Annotated in this window: 15 protein-coding genes; 9 read left to right on the top strand and 6 right to left on the bottom strand. The window is 51.2% G+C overall.

Annotated elements, in window-relative coordinates; all coding sequences use genetic code 11:
* Positions 1 to 156 precede the first annotated feature (156 nt).
* The 3 genes from O3276_RS25565 to O3276_RS21665 form a co-directional block, all read right to left on the bottom strand.
* On the bottom strand, positions 157 to 1338 hold the full coding sequence (locus tag O3276_RS25565) for a DUF3418 domain-containing protein (RefSeq protein ID WP_332328147.1): 1182 nt from the start codon (positions 1336 to 1338) through the stop codon (positions 157 to 159).
* Entirely contained in the window at positions 1319 to 4054 is a 2736-nt protein-coding gene (hrpA, locus tag O3276_RS21670; protein ID WP_332328146.1) for an ATP-dependent RNA helicase HrpA, read from the bottom strand. Before hrpA ends, O3276_RS25565 begins: the two co-directional genes overlap by 20 nt.
* A 146-nt stretch (positions 4055 to 4200) precedes the next feature.
* Positions 4201 to 5880 (bottom strand): AMP-binding protein, encoded by a 1680-nt coding sequence (locus O3276_RS21665; RefSeq protein ID WP_269673172.1) that lies wholly within the window; start codon positions 5878 to 5880, stop codon positions 4201 to 4203.
* Positions 5881 to 6279: 399 nt separating this feature from the next.
* Here O3276_RS21665 and O3276_RS21660 point away from each other — a divergent pair, with 399 nt between their 5' ends.
* Positions 6280 to 7284: an SEA domain-containing protein gene (locus O3276_RS21660; RefSeq protein WP_269673171.1), complete on the top strand. Its 1005-nt coding sequence runs from the start codon at positions 6280 to 6282 to the stop codon at positions 7282 to 7284.
* A gap of 68 nt (positions 7285 to 7352) precedes the next feature.
* Here the strand turns inward: O3276_RS21660 and ltrA are convergent, their stop codons facing one another.
* On the bottom strand, positions 7353 to 8615 hold the full coding sequence (gene ltrA / locus O3276_RS21655) for a group II intron reverse transcriptase/maturase (RefSeq protein WP_269672318.1): 1263 nt from the start codon (positions 8613 to 8615) through the stop codon (positions 7353 to 7355).
* 575 nt (positions 8616 to 9190) lie between these two features.
* Positions 9191 to 9367: a hypothetical protein gene (locus O3276_RS21650; protein WP_269673170.1), complete on the bottom strand. Its 177-nt coding sequence runs from the start codon at positions 9365 to 9367 to the stop codon at positions 9191 to 9193.
* A 48-nt stretch (positions 9368 to 9415) separates the two neighbouring features.
* Between O3276_RS21650 and O3276_RS21645 the strand changes: the two genes are divergently transcribed.
* The 7 genes from O3276_RS21645 (at position 9416) to O3276_RS21625 (ending at position 16261) form a co-directional block, all read left to right on the top strand.
* On the top strand, positions 9416 to 10360 hold the full coding sequence (locus O3276_RS21645; protein WP_269673169.1) for an alpha/beta hydrolase: 945 nt from the start codon (positions 9416 to 9418) through the stop codon (positions 10358 to 10360).
* A 30-nt stretch (positions 10361 to 10390) separates the two neighbouring features.
* A complete protein-coding gene (locus tag O3276_RS21640) occupies positions 10391 to 12205 on the top strand; it encodes a hypothetical protein (RefSeq protein ID WP_269673168.1) in 1815 nt (604 codons plus the stop codon).
* A 186-nt stretch (positions 12206 to 12391) separates the two neighbouring features.
* Complete coding sequence (locus O3276_RS21635) at positions 12392 to 12874, top strand: MaoC family dehydratase (protein WP_101746558.1); 483 nt, start codon at positions 12392 to 12394, stop codon at positions 12872 to 12874.
* 117 nt (positions 12875 to 12991) lie between these two features.
* Positions 12992 to 13267, top strand: coding sequence for a hypothetical protein (locus O3276_RS25560; protein ID WP_332328145.1), 276 nt, complete (start codon positions 12992 to 12994; stop codon positions 13265 to 13267).
* Positions 13268 to 13287: 20 nt separating this feature from the next.
* Positions 13288 to 13896, top strand: a complete 609-nt coding sequence (locus tag O3276_RS25555) for a pyridoxal-phosphate-dependent aminotransferase family protein (RefSeq protein WP_332328144.1) — start codon at positions 13288 to 13290, stop codon at positions 13894 to 13896.
* On the top strand, positions 13793 to 14173 hold the full coding sequence (locus O3276_RS25550) for a pyridoxal-phosphate-dependent aminotransferase family protein (protein WP_332328143.1): 381 nt from the start codon (positions 13793 to 13795) through the stop codon (positions 14171 to 14173). Before O3276_RS25555 ends, O3276_RS25550 begins: the two co-directional genes overlap by 104 nt.
* Before the next feature lie 336 nt (positions 14174 to 14509).
* Positions 14510 to 16261 carry a mechanosensitive ion channel family protein gene (locus O3276_RS21625; protein ID WP_269673167.1) on the top strand — a complete coding sequence of 584 codons (1752 nt, stop codon included), beginning with the start codon at positions 14510 to 14512 and terminating at the stop codon, positions 16259 to 16261.
* Between the two features lie 128 nt (positions 16262 to 16389).
* On the opposite strand, the gene O3276_RS21620 is transcribed toward O3276_RS21625, so the two are convergent.
* Positions 16390 to 17130, bottom strand: a complete 741-nt coding sequence (locus tag O3276_RS21620) for a UPF0149 family protein (RefSeq protein WP_269673166.1) — start codon at positions 17128 to 17130, stop codon at positions 16390 to 16392.
* A 268-nt stretch (positions 17131 to 17398) separates the two neighbouring features.
* On the opposite strand from O3276_RS21620, the gene O3276_RS21615 reads away from it, so the two are divergent.
* Positions 17399 to 17647, top strand: coding sequence for a BUD32 family EKC/KEOPS complex subunit (locus O3276_RS21615; RefSeq protein WP_269673165.1), 249 nt, complete (start codon positions 17399 to 17401; stop codon positions 17645 to 17647).
* The last annotated feature ends 74 nt before the right edge of the window (positions 17648 to 17721 follow it).

Raw genomic sequence — 17721 nt, 5'->3', positions numbered from 1 at the left:
CAGAGTAGTCGGGCTTAACAACATCGACAGGTTCTGACAGGTCAAATAACAAGTACTCATTAACCGGATCTATCAAGGGCCGATATATCGATCAGGCCCAAGCTTGACACATTTACCGTGACTCCTTGATAACATGGGTGAGAAAACACCGGTGAATCAAATCGCTTCCACCTCTTCCCACAATTTCCGCAGTCGTTTGTCCGATACCGGAAAACGAGTGCCCAGTTGCTGGGCAAACAGGGAAACCCGGTACTCTTCAATCATCCAATAGAATTGCTGAAGATTTGGATCGACCACCTTATGCTGATCATGAGCCTCCCGGCGTTTATCATATTTCTGCTGCAGAGCGGTCAGCTCTTCCGTCCAGGCCCGATCACGGTTTACCTGGGCTGGCAGTTTCTCTAACCTGACCTCAATCGCCTTAAAATAACGAGGATAGTGGCTTAGCCACTCCATACCCGCTGACGTCATAAACCCCGGTTGCAACAGCCTTTGTACATGCTGCTTGATATCCGCCAGGGCCAGGGCTCGGTCAAAACTGATCTTACCTTTCAGCTGTCGGCTAATTCCCTGGGCAATCCGAAAGATCTCATTAAGAATGGGATCAATCTTCTCGGCAAAAGGCACAATGTCGCCTTTACGCTGCTCCAGCAATGCCATGAATGATTCACGGCTTTTCGGCAGCTCGCTGTCCTTACTTAGATAGACACCGCTGATAATCAAACTCTGCACATCATCTTCCAGCAGGTTCTGATTCATCAGGTTAGTGGCCAGCAACCTGGTTTCTTTCAATCGGGCCATTTTACTCAAGGCAAACTTAAGCTGGGTGGACAACCTGATCCTGAGCAGTCGGGTCAACCCTTTGCGGTTTTCAACGTCAGCCATCGCCGCACTCTCAAACAGCTGAACCGCCACGGAATCACGCTGGTCAACCAGGGCCGGGTATGACTTTAATACCAGCCCCCCGGCTTTCCGGGTAATCTCATGGGGCAGCTCGCCACAGGTCCAGTCCAGCAGACCTTCCTGCTCCAGATGACTTTTCGCCAGCTTACGGATGGTGTCCTGTACATGATCAGAGAACTGTTGTCTGAGCTGATTTAAATCACGCCCCTGGCCAATAACATCGCCATCTTCATTCACCACCCGGATATTCATTAGCAAATGTCCATCCAGGCTATCTGTGTTCCAGTGCTCTTCGAGAATGCGCACACCGGACATACGTGTCAGCTGTCGTCCAAGCATGTCGGTCAGCGGCTCGTCACAGGCAGAGAGTGATTCCAAAGCACCATTAACAAAATCAGGCACAGGGACAAAGTTCTTACGCACTGGCTTGGGCATGGATCGCACCAGGGCCACACACTTGTCGAAACAGCATACCGGGCACCAGCCACTCCAGACGATGCCTGGGCAGCAACCTTAATGCCTCTACCGGCACGGTCAGGGTGACGCCGTCATCCGGCTCACCCGGGGCAAAGTGATAACTGAGGGGCAGCTCCAGCCCCTCCCAGCGGAAGCGATCCGGGTATCTGTTGACGGTGATATGCTCTGCTTCATGCTGCATCAGATACTCTTTGGTAAGGTGGAGCAAATCAGGCTTCTGTCGTTCAGCCCCCTTGCGCCACTTTTCAAAGCCTGCACCGTTACAGATATCCGCAGGAATCAGGGCATCGTAAAAGTGGTAGAGCGTGTCACTGTCCACCAGAATATCCCGGCGACGGGACTTTGCTTCCAGCTCATCCACTTCGTCAATCAATGCCAGGTTATGCTTCTGAAACGCCCCTTTGGAATCAAAATGCCCTTCCACCAGGGCTTCACGGATAAAGATTTCCCGGGCAACCACCGGATCTATCGGGCCATAATTCACCCGACGACGACCGACCACAATCAAGCCGTACAGTGTCACCTGCTCAAACGCCACCACCTGGGCACGCTTCTTCTCCCAGTGGGGTTCAAAATAGTTGCGCTTCACCAGATGCGTTGCCAGCGGCTCAATCCATTGGGGCTCCAGTTTGGCATTGGTTCGGGCAAAGAGCCGGGAGGTTTCCACCAGCTCTGCCGCCATCACCCATTTGGGCTTGCGCTTATAAAGCGTCGATGCCGGAAACAGATAGAAGCGCCGGTTTCTGGCTCCCATATAATCCGCTTCATCATCTTTACTGCCCAACTGGGACAAAAGGCCGGATAGCAGTGACTTGTGAACATCACCATAGCTGGCAGGGCTGTCATTCACGCGGAATTGCAGGTCTTTACAGGCCAGTGTCAGCTGTCGATGGAGGTCGCGCCACTCGCGCATGCGCATAAAAGACAGAAACTGTTTATTGCAGTATTTGCGCAGCTGGTTCTGGGACAATGCCTGCCGCTGTTCCTCATAGGCTTCCCAGAGATTCACATAAGTCATAAAGTCCGAGTCATCGTGATAAAACTCACGGTGGCGCTGATCGGCTGCCTGCTGCTTATCCTGCGGACGTTCCCTGGGATCCTGTGCCGCCAGGGCACTGACAATAATCAACACTTCATGCAGGGCATTATTGTTATTCGCCTCAATCAGCATCCGTCCAAGGCGTGGATCTACCGGCAGCTGCCCCAGCTGTCGGCCAATCGGGGTAATGCGCCGGTCTTTCCCCACCGCCACCAGCTCCTGCAGCAGCTTGAAGCCATCATTAATGGCTTTGCCATCCGGTGGATCAACAAATGGAAACGCGGCAATATCCCCCAGCCCCATCCGCAGCATCTGCAAGATCACCGCCGCCAGGTTGGTTCTGAGAATCTCCGGATCGGTAAACTCCGGACGGGAAAGAAAATCCTCCTCAGAGTAAAGGCGAATACAGATACCTTCGGCAACACGACCACAGCGCCCTTTACGCTGATTGGCCGATGCCTGCGACACAGCCTCAACCGGCAGCCGCTGGACTTTTGACCGGACACTGTAGCGGCTGATACGGGCAGTACCGGGGTCAATCACATAGCGAATGCCCGGCACCGTTAATGAGGTTTCGGCGACGTTGGTGGACAAAATAACACGACGACCGGAGTGTTCCTGGAAGATCCGGTTCTGCTCGGCGGCAGAAAGGCGGGCATACAGTGGCAGAATGTCAGTATGGGGCAGTTTGGCATCCCGGAGGAACTGGTGAGTTTCCCGGATATCCCGTTCACCGCTGAGAAACACCAGCACATCGCCCAGTGGTTTGCCCTTTCCTGCGCGTTCAAGGCTGTCAATCTCTTCCAGTGCGGCCAGAATCCCCTGCTGTAATCGCTGGTCGGCATCACGCCCTTCCAGCTCAAGATCTTCCAGTGGACGATATAATGTCTCTACCGGATAGGTTCTGCCCGAGACTTCGATCACCGGCGCTTGATCAAAGTGCTTTGAAAACCGTTCGACGTCTATGGTGGCCGACGTGATGATGACTTTCAGGTCTGGTCGTTTAGGCAGGATCAGCTTGATATAGCCCAGAAGAAAATCAATATTCAGGCTGCGCTCATGGGCTTCATCAATGATCAGGGTGTCATAGCGGTTAAGAAAACGGTCATTCTGGATCTCGGCCAGCAGAATACCGTCAGTCATCAACTTGATCAGTGTGGTTTCGGTGGAGTGATCGGTGAAACGCACCTGGTAACCAACCTGCTCCCCCAGCACGCCCCCAAGCTCTTCAGCAATGCGATTGGCAACGGAACGGGCGGCCAGTCGCCGGGGCTGGGTATGGGCAATCGTACCAAAAATACCCCGACCCGCTTCAAGACAGATTTTTGGCAGCTGGGTTGTCTTGCCTGAGCCCGTTTCACCGGCGATCACCACTACCTGATGCTCACGGATAGCCCTGGCGATATCCCCTTTCCGGTCAATCACCGGTAGTGCCTGCTCATAACGGACTTCAGGAAGAGCCGCTTGTCGCTGCTCTACCAGCAACAGCGATGACGCTATTTTTTTCTGAATCCGCTCCAGACCTGCCTCATCATCCCGTTTCAGCCGACGCAATTGACCACGCAAGCGGTAACGGTCACGTATCATGCATTGATTGATGGACTGATGCAGTTGCTTATCGGAAAAGCCGGACACCCAGGTACTCCCGTTTATATGGAATCAGTGATGATGATATAAGTTTGACAAGCGGCCTGAATGGCCGCCCGAGAAGAATTCCAGGGTCTGTTGACGTTTCGTTGCGTGCTCAGCGCAACGAAACGTCAACAGACCCTAACCACTCATTAAATTTGCCGGGCTGCCAGCTCTTCATCACGCAAATGACGACGGAGGATCTTACCCACATTGGTCGTGGGCAGCTCATCTCTGAACTCAACCATTTTGGGTACTTTATAGCCCGTCAGGTTCTGCCGGAAAAAGTGAATCACTTCTTCTTTGGTCAGCCCCGGATTACTGGACACGACAAACACCTTGATCGCTTCTCCAGAGCGTTTATCGGGAACACCGATCACGGCACACTGAGCAACATCCGGATGAGCAGAGAGCACCTCCTCCAGCTCATTCGGGTAAACATTGAAACCGGAGATACAGATCATGTCCTTTTTGCGATCGACAATAGTGACATAACCTTCCTCGTCTATTCGGGCAATGTCGCCAGTCCTCAACCAGCCATCCAGAAACGCTTCTTCAGTGGCCTGCTCACTCTGCCAGTAGCCCTTCATCACCTGAGGGCCTTTTATGCAGAGTTCACCCACTTCGCCAATGGGCAGATCCTGATCTTCAGCATCAACCACTTTCAATTCACAGGACGGCACTGGCAGGCCAATGGTGCCCAGTTTGATTTTACCCAGTGGGTTAATCGTCACCACGGGTGAAGTTTCGGTCATACCATAACCTTCACAGATACGACTGCCGGTCAGGTTCTCCCATCGCTCCGCAGTATCCAGTTGCAGCGCCATACCACCGGAAATGGTGTTTTTCAGATAGGAGAAATCAAGACGACGGAAGTCTTCCTGGTTCATTAGCCCGACAAACAGAGTATTCAGACCAATGAACATGCTGAAAGGCTTACCGGTCAAATCCCTGATAAAGGATTTCATATCCCGCGGGTTGGTAATAAGCATGTTATGCTCACCCATCAAGATAGCCACCATGCAATGCACGGTAAAAGCAAAAATATGATAAAGCGGCAATGGCGCAATAATCAGCTCCTCGCCTTCCTGCAAATTACCCCCAACAAGTGCCTTGACCTGGAACATATTGCTGAGAATATTGCGGTGAGTCAGCATGGCACCTTTAGCGACACCTGTCGTACCACCGGTATACTGCAAGATGGCAACATCATCATTTTCCCGGCGAATATCCGTGCAATGGTGCAAGGCTCCCCGACTGAGAACAGTGGTAAATGACACCGCCGATGGCAGCGAATAATCCGGCACCATTTTCTTAACGTGTTTAACCACCAGATTCACCAGCGTCCGCTTAAAGGTGGGCAGCATATCGCCGACCTGCGTCACCACAACATGCTTGATGGCCGTTTTGGGAATCACCTTCTCAGCCATGTGCGCCATGTTGGCCAACACCACCAGCGCCTTGGCTCCGGAATCGCGGCACTGGTGCTCCATCTCACGTTCGGTATAGAGCGGATTGGTGTTCACCACAATCAATCCGGCACGCAGTGCGCCAAAGACCGCCACAGGAAACTGCATGACATTGGGCAGCATAATGGCGATACGATCGCCGGGGCGCAAATCGGTGTGATTTTGCAGATAACTGCAGAAATGCCCACTGAGCTCATAAAGACGGGAATAGCTCAGCTCATGCCCCATGTTGCTGAATGCCGGTTTGCTGGCAAACTTGCGGGTGCTGTACTCCAGTACATCAATAATTGAGCGATACTGACCAACATCTATCGTTGCAGGAATACCTTGCGGGTACTTGTCTTTCCAGAAACCGGTGGTCATGGAGTACGCCTCCCACATCCATGATGGAGCTGTGTAGAATAAAAACTGGCTCGCAAACTGTTCAACCTGTCTTGCCGACTATCGCATTGGAAAATTTTTTGAGGTTATCAGTTTTCTGCTGCTCCTGATAGACGACCTGCGGTAAATACTTCTAACCTGCTTGCAACGAAGGCCTGAACAATAGTATTCACAAGAGAAAAGCCAATGGACAGAATAAACGGCAATCACCTGCTAACGGGCGCTTACACGCCACCATCTGATAGCCATTAAAGTACAACGACCACTGAAGACAGCACAACCACAGTCTTCAAGCCCCACAAATTCATCACTGAGCACCAATCTTTCTGATAGATTGATATCCCCGATGGTACCTCTTCTTCAGCCAGTAGTGAGTCAGCAATGGCCTTTGTCATCGCTCCAGAGAAAACGGGCACCCCCCCCCCCCTTTTCAGCAACAGCATGCCTCGTTTATCCGGGGATCCTGACATGACCAAACCCGCCAGGGAATTTATACGTCTTTGGAAGTATATTACCGAAACCGGAGCAGTTAAGGTTTTTATTGGCAACCTTCTTTCGCCAAATAGAATGAGCAAACTTCTGAACCAGTTAAATGCGCTGACATTATCCCGGGATGAGCAACTGCAAACCCTGACAAATTACTACCTGATAACATTCGGTGACCACCCGGGCAGAGCTATGCAACGCTTTACAGATGACAGAAAGTCAGTGGAACACCATTTAACAACCCCGGACCATCCCGCCCGGAGTATAACAACGATGACCTCGGTTTTTGATCAGGTCGAAGCCTGTATCAATAGCGGCCTGGGTATTCACAGACATTTAACCAACCTGTCACAAAACCACTACTCCATGTCCATGGACGATTTGGAGCACAAAGAGTTGGATGAGTGCAACCTGCACCTGCAAACGGAATATCAAAAAGATCTGGCAATCTCCTCCAGCACGAAATTAAGTGACATTTTTTCCAATGATTTATTAAGAGGCATGAATATTGACATTTACTCTCCGTCAGACCGCCCCCTGCTTAGCATTTACAGCAATACAAAAACCTGCTCATTCAAGGAAAGGGAGGAGAGCGGTGTTATTATCGACCAAATGACCTTTGACACAGGGAACCTTACGGACCGTGATACTCGTGAACAGCTATTCCAATCCCTGATTGAAGCAAAACTTGACAAGATCCTGCGCTCTCATAAACAGGTACATATTTTTACTTTTCTCTGTAGCCAACGATCTGCCAATATTTTCCACAATTTATTAAACCTGTATTTCATTGGTAAAAATCTGAGTTTATCAATGCCTGAAAGACAAATAAGAACGGAAACAAGAGTTCTTGATAATGGTGATGTATCAGTGAGGACGATTTTATCGCTGCAAAAATAATCGGGTAAGGGCTGGTCTTTCTCCAGCCCTCCCCACAGCACCCGGCATGCGGGTCCGCACCGGGCGGTTCAACGATGATGGTGAAACCTGATCCATAAGTCTTTCAATGAAACAAGCCCAATTTTCGCGAGGTAATTGTTATTCAGTGCCTGTTGTACCGCATAAGTTTTACTCAGACGGTAATACCCTTTGCTGCTGGCTGCGATCTTGGCGGCGTTCACTTTATCAACGCCTAACCTGACCAGATTCTTGAAACGGGTTTTTGGCTTGCGCCATTGCTTCAGAAAACAGCAACGGATTCGCCGACGTATCCATTGATCCAGCAGGGGAATTGGTCGGTAATATTCCGATAACCGAAAATACCCCATCCAACCCCGGATATATTGCGCCAGTTTGCGTAACCGATGTTGCATTGAGACACCCCAGCGACGACTGGTCAACTTGAGTATCCGGTATTTGAATCGGTCCAGACACTTCTGGGCCCAGCGAACTTTCTTCCCTGTGAAGGTGAAACTCAGGAATTCGCTTTCTGTTGCTTTCACAACTTTACTTTTCCGGGAGTTAATCTTCAGTTTCAATTTGCGTTCAATGAATTGGGTAATGCTGTGCATCACCCGATCCCCTGCACGCTGACTTTTGACGAGAATCACAAAATCATCACAGTATCTTGCAAAGCAATGACCCCGATATTCAAGCTCCTTGTCGAGTTCGTCGAGGACCACATTAGACAGCAAGGGTGATAAAGGCCCACCCTGTGGCATGCCAACCCTGGTCGGGTAGACATTGCCCTCAATCATGACTCCGGAGCGCAGGTAGCGACCAATCAGTTTCAGAAGGCGTTTGTCGCGGACCTTACGGGAGACCCTCGACATCAAAACGTCGTGATTAACCGTATCAAAGAATTTACTCAGATCAACGTCAACGGCGTAATGTAGCCCCCCGTTGATCAACTGCTTAACCTGACGGACTCCGTCGTGTGCTGACCGTCCCGGTCGGTAGCCAAAGCTGTTTGGGGAAAATCCCGGGTCAAAGACAGGCGTCAGCACCTGCACAATGGCCTGCTGTATGACCCTGTCGATCACGGTTGGGATTCCCAGCAAGCGTTCACCGCCGTCCGGCTTTTCTATTACATGCCGGCGCACGGGTGACGGCTGATAGGTTCCGTCCAATAAGGCTTGACGCACTGAAGGCCAATGCTGTTTGGCAAAGTCTGGATAAGCTTCAATGGTGACTCCATCGATACCCGGAGCACCCTTGTTGCTTCTGACCTGTTTCCATGCGCTTGCCAGATTAGCCGGTTCAAGTACGCAATTTAGTAGATCATGGTTCAAAGCTGGTCAAAGATTCTGTCGCCAGGTACGGTGAGTCGCCGGACGGCTGCATCGCCCTGAGGGAATCAGTCTCCTCTTTGTCATCGATGTTCGGCCCTTCGCTGACGACTTCCCGTCCATTAATGACTTTTGTCGTACAGCTACTATGGCCTCTGCTGACTTCTGTCCAATCACCACGCAGGGTTACCTCTGCTGGCGCTATTGGTTGCCATCGGGTTTGCTCGAACAGGATGATGAGTCACTGTTCGCCGAGCCTGTTGTAACCAGTGGCTGAGAACTGGGAACTTACCAATCGCATGTTGAACAGATCTCCCCGGATAAGAACATGGACTTTCAGTGCACAACCGCCGCATTTACCGTGTCTCACGAACCAGAGGGCTTTGTGATCCTTGGCTCACTCGCCCAGAGACTCAGCCTTGTATGCGATTTCTGTACGTCGGCTCGCACCTTTGCACTCAGACTGCCTCCGCACAGCCCCTCGCGGGACTGCACTTGCCTTAAGCTAGTGGTTGTCATCAGCAGGCGTCTTTACCGCCAGTCAGATGTAGGTTCTCCCACAGGGGACTTTCACCCCATCAGTTCATGCCCATGCCGGGCGTACCAAGCTGATCGATGGCCGCTCCGGCGATGCCACCTCTTTTGATATTGAACAGATGATTGAGGTAGAAGCACTGTCCGTGATCACTACGGACAACCTTCAGCCACACTTTGATAAAATAAACGTGAAAATCTTCGAGCCAGTTGCCATTCAATTCAGATGTTAAGCATAATCAATCTAAAAGCCTATTCAAGGACGCTGTATGACCCACCCGGAATCACCACCTTCACTGGTAACCATCAACAGCCAATCAGGCCACCACCGTATTCCGGTTTACCAGTGGCTGGCGAAAAAAAGTCCAAAGGCTGTGCTCCATATCAGTCATGGCATGGCTGAGCACAGTGCCCGCTACCAAGAGCTGGCGGAGCAACTGACCAGAAGAGGGTTTCATGTCTATGCCCATGATCATCGCGGACATGGCACCACAATCAACAAAGATAAAACGTCCAGCCGAGGGCATTTTGGTGATCATGATGGGTGGAATAATGTGGTTCAGGACCTGAAGCGGGTCGTTGACCACACCCTTGCCCAGCACCCGACTCTACCCTGCTTTCTTCTGGGTCACAGCATGGGCAGTTATATCCTGCAAAGCTATCTGGCCAGGCATAATCCCAATATATCCGGTGCCATTCTCTCTGGGTCAAACTTTGTGACAAAGCCATTGCTGATGCTCGCCCGGCTGGTCGCCAAAATTGAAACCCTGCGCCAGGGAGTGATGGGGCACAGCCCTGTCATCCACCAACTGACATTTGCCGGATACAACACCCGCTTTAAACCCAATACGACCGAGTTTGACTGGTTAAGCCGCAACCCTGAATCGGTTATGCGATACGTCAGGGACCCTCTTTGTGGTTTTCGCTGCAGCAACCAGCTCTGGCATGACCTGTTCGGAGGGCTGCAGGAAATCAGTTCAAAAAGCCGGTTAAAGAAAATCAACCATCAGCTGCCAGTACTGATCATAGGGGGAGACCAAGACCCTGTCAGCGCACCGGATGGCTTAAAAAATCTGCAAAAAGCATGGATCAGTTCTGGTCACAGCAATACAACATTGACACTATACCCAGGTGCCAGACACGAATTATTTCATGAAACCAATCATCAGGAAGTGATTGATCAGCTGTGCACCTGGCTTGACAAGCACAGTTAACAATATCCATAAGCCGCCGATTTCTGAACTATGGACAAATCTTCAGGTATCGGCGGACCAGCGCAGAGCCAGTTTATTGCCAATCTGAGTCCCCCTGATACCTCAAACAGCCACCAGACTATTTCTCAAACCCGGGGTTTGCGGGAGATACCTGTCAATGAGGTTCCCCCAAAAGGTCTTCATCAACGCTCAGCTGTTCCAACAGAGCCAACCTCCTACCTCGGCTGGCTGACAGCACCAGCCAGAGAAGTTGCCAGGGCAGTGGCGTTATTTTCATACGATCTTGCCAACACAACTTATCAGACGTTCAGTGAAGGCTGGTCCTCCGTAGGTCAGGGAGTATCTGAGGTGGCAAAGTTTGGCATTGGAACCATGGGTTTTGCCGCCTCTCTGGCACAGGCCGGCCTTGCGGCAGCAGGGGAGCAGGCAGATGAAAACGGTTTGGCCATAGCCGACAGCAAAGTTGATCTGCTTGGCTGGGCCCTGGCCAAAGCTGGCATTAAAACGGTGGGAGTCCCGAAATCAGAATTGCGGGCACTCGGCATGTCCATTGTCAAACTCTATATGGGCAAACAGCAGGACATCCATATCACCAAAGGAAAGCTGGAACTTTCTGCAAATAACCATAGCCCGGAAGGAATGATAGGTGGCCGCAGTCACCAGAGTAATACCTCTGCCGCTTCATCATCTCCGGGTAATAACAGCGCCGACAAGGTTGAACCCATTATAAAGATCGGAAATATACATCTTGAAGGTATACAGCCCGGTATTGTCAGACCTCAGGGGAGTGACAGGCACGGTAATGGGATAGAAAGCCTGACCATCACTGCCGACAAACTCACTTTTGATGTTGACTATTACCCGTCCGGTTCCGCAGAAGCTTCCGGGGAAGCACCTGTAACGCTCGCTATTGAAATCAATCAGCCAGAGCTTGTTGGCGAGAGCAACCTTCTGTCATTAATCGCTGCGTCAATCAACCGCTACTGCTCAGGGCTAAAGCATCAGCTGCCAGGGGCTATTGTTTCTGATCTGGATGCCTCCCCGGCAATGTCGACATTCTGGCATCAGGAAGATACCGGTGCCCGGCTGAAGTCACAGATCACAAATATCAAAGTCAGAAACCTGAACAGCCTGGCACCGGCTATGTCCGAATACATTCCTGAAGAGACTAACCTGTCATTGCTTGATCTACATGCGGGTCTGAACAGTAATCTGATTGGCGACCAGACGTCGAAACCAACTATCTTTTTTGACAATCTTAAGTTCAGTGACAACAACGCAGGTCCATTTCATATACAGACTGGTCAGATGAGGCTGGATGAAGATATGAGTGGCTCGCTGGATATTATGGTACAAATTCCTTTTGCTAAATTAGCGGAGTTTATGCAACAACTGCCTGATGCAGCCAGGAAAAAAATCACCGGAAAAAAAGCAGGTGATAATCAGCTGGGCATAATGATTCATTTGGATATCACAGGTGGGGATATAGACTTAAACACCCTCACTGCACATGGGGTGAGTGACAAAAAATTACCGCTACTGCAAAAGCAGATTGAGAAAGCAGTCATCCGGGCACTGCAGTCAAATCACACGCGATTCAGAAACCTGTCCTCAGGGAGTAAAGCGTTGAAGATCGACTCGCTTGCCATTTCAGACAAGCCCCCCGGGTTTATCAAAAAGAAGCTGCACGGAATGACCACAAAAGCAACATCTGTCCACTTCGATATGGGTGACCAGCCATCCATAAAAACCGAACCGAAAAGCAGAGGAATAATCTCTCTGACCAAGCTGTTGGCACTGGATGAGAGGCCCGGCTCACAGCCTCCCCCCACGGCTGAAGAATAACGGCTCCAACTTCTGATGCAGTCACTGCCGCCATAGGGCCTGTTGACGTTTCGTTGCATGGCCAGGAAAAACCGTGACGGCATTCCTCCATTACCCCACACCCCACAATAGGTGCGATAATCATTACCAATGAAATACTGCTCAAACAGTTACCCATACTTTAACAAAGCAATAGAGCCTTAACTTATGCGCAAGCTGGAAAACATCCCATTCGAAGCATTAACCATTGGCACCAGGGCCAGCCTGACCCGCACACTGACCGACGAAGACCTCCTGCTGTTTGCCAAAGTATCCGGCGATACTAACCCCGTTCATCTGGACGAGGCATTTGCCGCAACCACCCAGTTCGAAGGTCGTATTGCCCACGGCATGTGGACCGCCTCACTGATTTCCTGTGCCCTGGCGACAAAACTGCCGGGACCCGGTGGTATCTATCTGGGCCAGGAGCTAAAATTCCTGCGCCCGGTGAAAGTCGGTGATACGGTAACGGTTGAGCTGGAAATTCTGGAAATCAATGAACAACGAAAGCGTGCAACCGTTTCGACCAATGTGATCAACCAGAATGGTAAAACCGTTGTGAAAGGCAAAGCGGAAATCATGCCGTCCTCTGGTAAGGTCGTTGTTGATGAATATCCGCTGCCCGAAGTAGTATTGAAGCGAGCCGAATAGCAACATCGACTGAAAGCCCTGCCTGACACGCCCTCTGCTGTCAGGCTTCCCCCAAAATAATAGACTGGCACGCTCTACCCGACAGCAGTGCCCATAAGTGGAGAATAACAGGCAGTTATGACTATCGCCCCTTTTCACCCCCCAAAACGTACCCTGATGGGCCCCGGCCCCTCAGATGTTCACCCCAGAATTACCGAAGCCCTGGCGCGCCCCACCATTGGGCATCTTGACCCTGAGTTCATCCGGATGATGGATGAATTGAAGTCACTGATTCAATATGCCTTCAAGACCAGCAACCAGCTGACACTGCCTATTTCCGCACCCGGTTCGGCAGGAATGGAAGCCTGTTTGCCAACCTGGTCGAAGAAGGCGACAAGGTTATCGTATGCATAAACGGTGTCTTTGGCGGCCGGATGAAAGAAAACGTCATACGCATGGGCGGTACCGCGATTACCGTCGACTCCGACTGGGGGCGTGCAGTAGACCCGAAAGCCGTGGAAGAAACACTGAACGCCCACCCCGATGCCAAAGTTCTGGCTTTTGTTCATGCCGAGACCTCTACCGGTGCACGTTCGGATGCAAAAACACTGTGTCAACTGGCCAGAAAGCATAATTGCCTGACCATTGTCGACACCGTAACCTCGCTGGCCGGTTCAGAGCTGGAAGTCGATGGGTGGGGAGTCGATGCCGTTTATTCCGGTTCCCAAAAGTGCCTGTCCTGTGTTCCCGGTTTGTCACCGGTCAGCTTCAGCGAAGCCGCTGTGGAGAAAATTCAGGCCAGAAAAACACCGGTACGCAGCTGGTTTCTCGATATGAACCTGGTTATGGGCTATTGGGGGGGGGGGGGATGGCAAAAGAGCCTACCATCATACGGCACCCGTCAACCAATTATACGCCTTGCACGAAGCGCTCTGCCTGTTGCAGGAAGAGGGGCTGGACAACAGCTGGCAGCGGCACCAGCGGCATCATCAGGCACTGGTTGCCGGACTGGCCGCCATGGGACTGGAAATGCTGGTTCCTGAAGAGGAGCGACTGGCCCAGCTGAATGCCGTGGTCATACCGGAAGGTATCGATGACCTTGCGGTTCGACAGCAACTATTGGCGGAATATAACCTGGAGATTGGTGCAGGTCTCGGCGCATTTGCCGGCAAAGTGTGGCGAATCGGCCTGATGGGGTATGCCGCTAATCAAACCAATGTATTGCACTGTCTCTCAGCGTTGGAATCTGCGCTGCAAAGACAAAGCCACAGGTTCACACCCGGCGAAGCGATAAAAGCCGCCATCGCTGTTTATCAATAGAAAGAAAGGCTCAAATGGTGACCTCCATGCCTACGGCAAGCAGGCATCGCGTTTCTATACAGACACGAAAACCGTGACCTCCCTCTGGAACTATGATGAAGAGGCGGTTAAGCAAAGTGATCAGCCAAACCTGACAATCCATCTGAAATAACCCCTCAAAGGCTGGCTTTTGCCAGCCTTTGCTCCATCCAGAACCAGTATTTTGCCCAAAATGCTACATCAGCATATCTCTTTAAACAAAGCAGAGGTAAAATTCTGGCCCACAAATTTTCCCGTAGTACCCTAAATCAACACCTTAACTGGAACAGCGTCTGATGTTCCTTTCGGAGACTTCCGGTGTTCAGAAACCTTGTCTGGATATTACTGTTTTTTTCCTTCAACGCCTTTGCCGACGTCACCACTCCCCAGCCACCGTTACCAACGGAGCTGATTGATGCTCATGCTGCGGTAATAATGGATCTTAAAGCCACCGGCGCGCGTGTGCTCCAAATGGAAGCCAGCTGGAATACAACCACATCCGAAATGGGCCGCGACCTGATTCAGCAACAGATCGTCTCAGATATCCGCACGACCACTCAACGTGTAAATAATTTCCTGGATCAGGTCAAGGCCGTTAATACAACAGCAGCCGTACAACTGGGCGAGGTGGTGGTGAACGCAGAAAATCACTTTTTTGAAGCCCGGCTGGCTCCCGCCTCATCCGACCTGCGTAAAATGTTTGAACAATACGAACAGGCTGAAACTGACGAACAATTGCTGGTGCTGTTCAATATCAATGACTTTTATGCCTATATCAACTGGCTACAGAGCGAAAGGCTGGATAACCTGAATTTACTGAAAAGCTGGCAGGTTGATACCACCGTATTACAGCAGAAGCTTGACCATGAGATCACTCGCTATGCCGAGTTTATGGCTACCTACCTGCGCAACAATAACCGTCAGAAAGGGCTGTTGCAGACCGAGCTTAAATCCCTTCCTGCTGATGCCCGCAGCTCTCTGGAAAGCAAAATTGCCAACCAGGATCGCCTGGTGCGCAGCGCGGTCGCCAACCTCAGGCAGATCTTGATGATGATGGAAGAACAGGGGCTGCCGGTGGATCATTACAATGAACTGATCTTCAAGGCAACCGGCAATCTGGCCGAAGCCGTGGTTAACTTTGATACGCTGCGTGCGGTAATTGTCGGGCTATGGGACGACCTGACGCACTGGTTCAAAGCCAATCTGGGCGGCATCCTCTCCCGCCTGTTCCTGTTTGCCGCCCTGATGGCGGCAGCCATAGTGTTAGCGCGCCTGGTTCGGCGGGGCATATCCCGTGCCGTCACCCATAAAAAAGCCCGTTTCAGTACACTGGTTCAGGAATTTTTTATCAATATTGGTGGCAACCTGGTGATCATCTTTGGCCTCCTGTTCGCCCTGGCACAAGTGGGTCTGGACCTGACACCGGTACTGACCGGCCTGGGTGTTGCCGGTATTGTCATCGGTTTTGCCCTGCAGGATACCCTGTCCAACTTCGCCTCCGGAATGATGATCCTGATCTACCGCCCTTTTGATGTGGGTGACTTTGTTGAGGCGGGCGGGGTTGCCGGTAAAGTTGGCAAGATGAGCCTGGTCAACACCACCATTCGCACCTTCGATAACCAGGTCTTTATGGTGCCTAATGCCAAGATCTGGGGAGAAACCATCAAAAACATCACCTCGGAACGGATCCGCCGGGTGGATATGGTCTTCGGGGTTGCCTACGGCGACAATGTTGAGCGGGTAGAAGGGATTCTCGAAGATATTGTCAGCAGCCATCCGAAAATCCTGAAAACGCCAGAGCATGTTATTCGTCTGCATGTGCTCAATGAGTCATCCGTGGATTTTGTCGTTCGTCCCTGGGTAAAAACAGACGACTACTGGGATGTATACTGGGATATTACCCGTGAAGTAAAAATCCGGTTTGACCGGGAAGGCATCACCATTCCATTCCCGCAACGGGAACTGCACTTTTATAAAGCACCCGCCGAACTGCCGGGCGAGCGGGTAACCGTGCAACGATCAGAAATCGGGCTGCGCACGGTGGGCGAAGGGGAAGACGGGCGCACTTAAAAGACTTTTTGGCACCACAAAGGGACAAAGGACACAAAGAAGAGCAACAGAAGGTAAGAGCGAAGCTCTTACCATCAAAATGCCGTTACTTTGTGTCTTGGTGCCTTTGTGGTTAACAGTTCTTTCTTTTAAGCCTTTTCACAGCACTTCTTGTGCTTTTTGCCGCTGCCACATGGACACGGGTCATTGCGGCCAACTTTGGTCACCTTGACCGGAGCGGGCTTTTCCAGCGCCTTTTGCCAGATCTCGCGAATATCGTGACACATCACCGCCATCTCCCGGGCCACCGCTGGCATTGCCTGCAGCATCTTATTCACATCCGGGCCATCTTTCTTTTTGGCTTTTTCCAGCAGGCTGTCTGCACGACTCCAGACGTTCAGCAGTACCATGCAGCTGGACCAGGACTCTTCCATAGGCTGAACCCCGGGATGCTTCAGCACCTGGATCCAGACATCCATCAGCAATTGGCAACCCTGCCCATAACCTGTCGCCCATTCCTGCAGGCGGGAAAATTCTGAACAATACACATCTTCAGCCCGGCACTCTTCCGGCAGTACCTCAAAACCACCCGTGATGGTCTTTCTGGTTTTATCCAGCAGGTTAAACAGGATATGGCGGATATCATCTTCCTGCTGTGGGGATTCAAACGACGGTGTGTTAGTCGCCAGCGCCAGGGTCATCCAACGATCCGGCGGAACATTAACCGGTGAGTTGGCAATGGCAAACATCAGGCCTTTGATGGCTGGCAGCGTCATAACCTGACCGCTTTTCCCGCCAGGGCGTGATGCCAGATAGGCAGATAATACGGTTTCCTGCTGCTGATCAAACTCGCCATTGGCCAGGGATGCTTTTCCAGAACTAGCGCTCAACTCAATCTCCTCTCTCCATTTCAGGACAGATACAAAAAAGGGCTGATCATCGCATCAACAACCTGATCCATCAATAAGTAACCAGCGATTGCCGACAAATATGATAAGTAGCTAACCATAATCATATATTTCTGACTCCATATGGCCAGCTACTTAAAAGGCGTTAAATATCATTGACAGAGACGGTAACCACGTTGTCAGTGTACCTGACCATAAATTAAACTACCCTCCGACTGTTTTATGCCAGAATGGCTTCGGTGAGAAATACATGACACAAGGCTCCGGCCTACCGGGTTACGGCCTACCGGTCTCTGGCCTATTAAAGAAAGTGACGGAAGATATCAGCAACCTGATTGCTGCCATGCATGAGCAAGGGGTTGCCCATGGTGATATCCGACTGAAAAGCCTGCGTATAATTGATGGCAGGCTGGGGCCCGGAAATGCAGAACGTTTCAGTGTGGCTGGAGTGTGTTCAGGTCCCCGTCAACTTTATATTGAGATCATCCATCAGGGTTAACGCCCACCAGATGCCTCGGAATATAACTGCACAACAATTATCCAGTATGCCAACGCTGACTGGCCAAAACGCAT

It is taken from the genome of Endozoicomonas sp. GU-1, from assembly GCF_027366395.1.
In the GTDB taxonomy this organism is placed as follows: domain Bacteria; phylum Pseudomonadota; class Gammaproteobacteria; order Pseudomonadales; family Endozoicomonadaceae; genus Endozoicomonas.
Note: the sequence above shows the minus strand (reverse complement) of the source record. Positions and strands in the feature narration are given on the sequence as shown.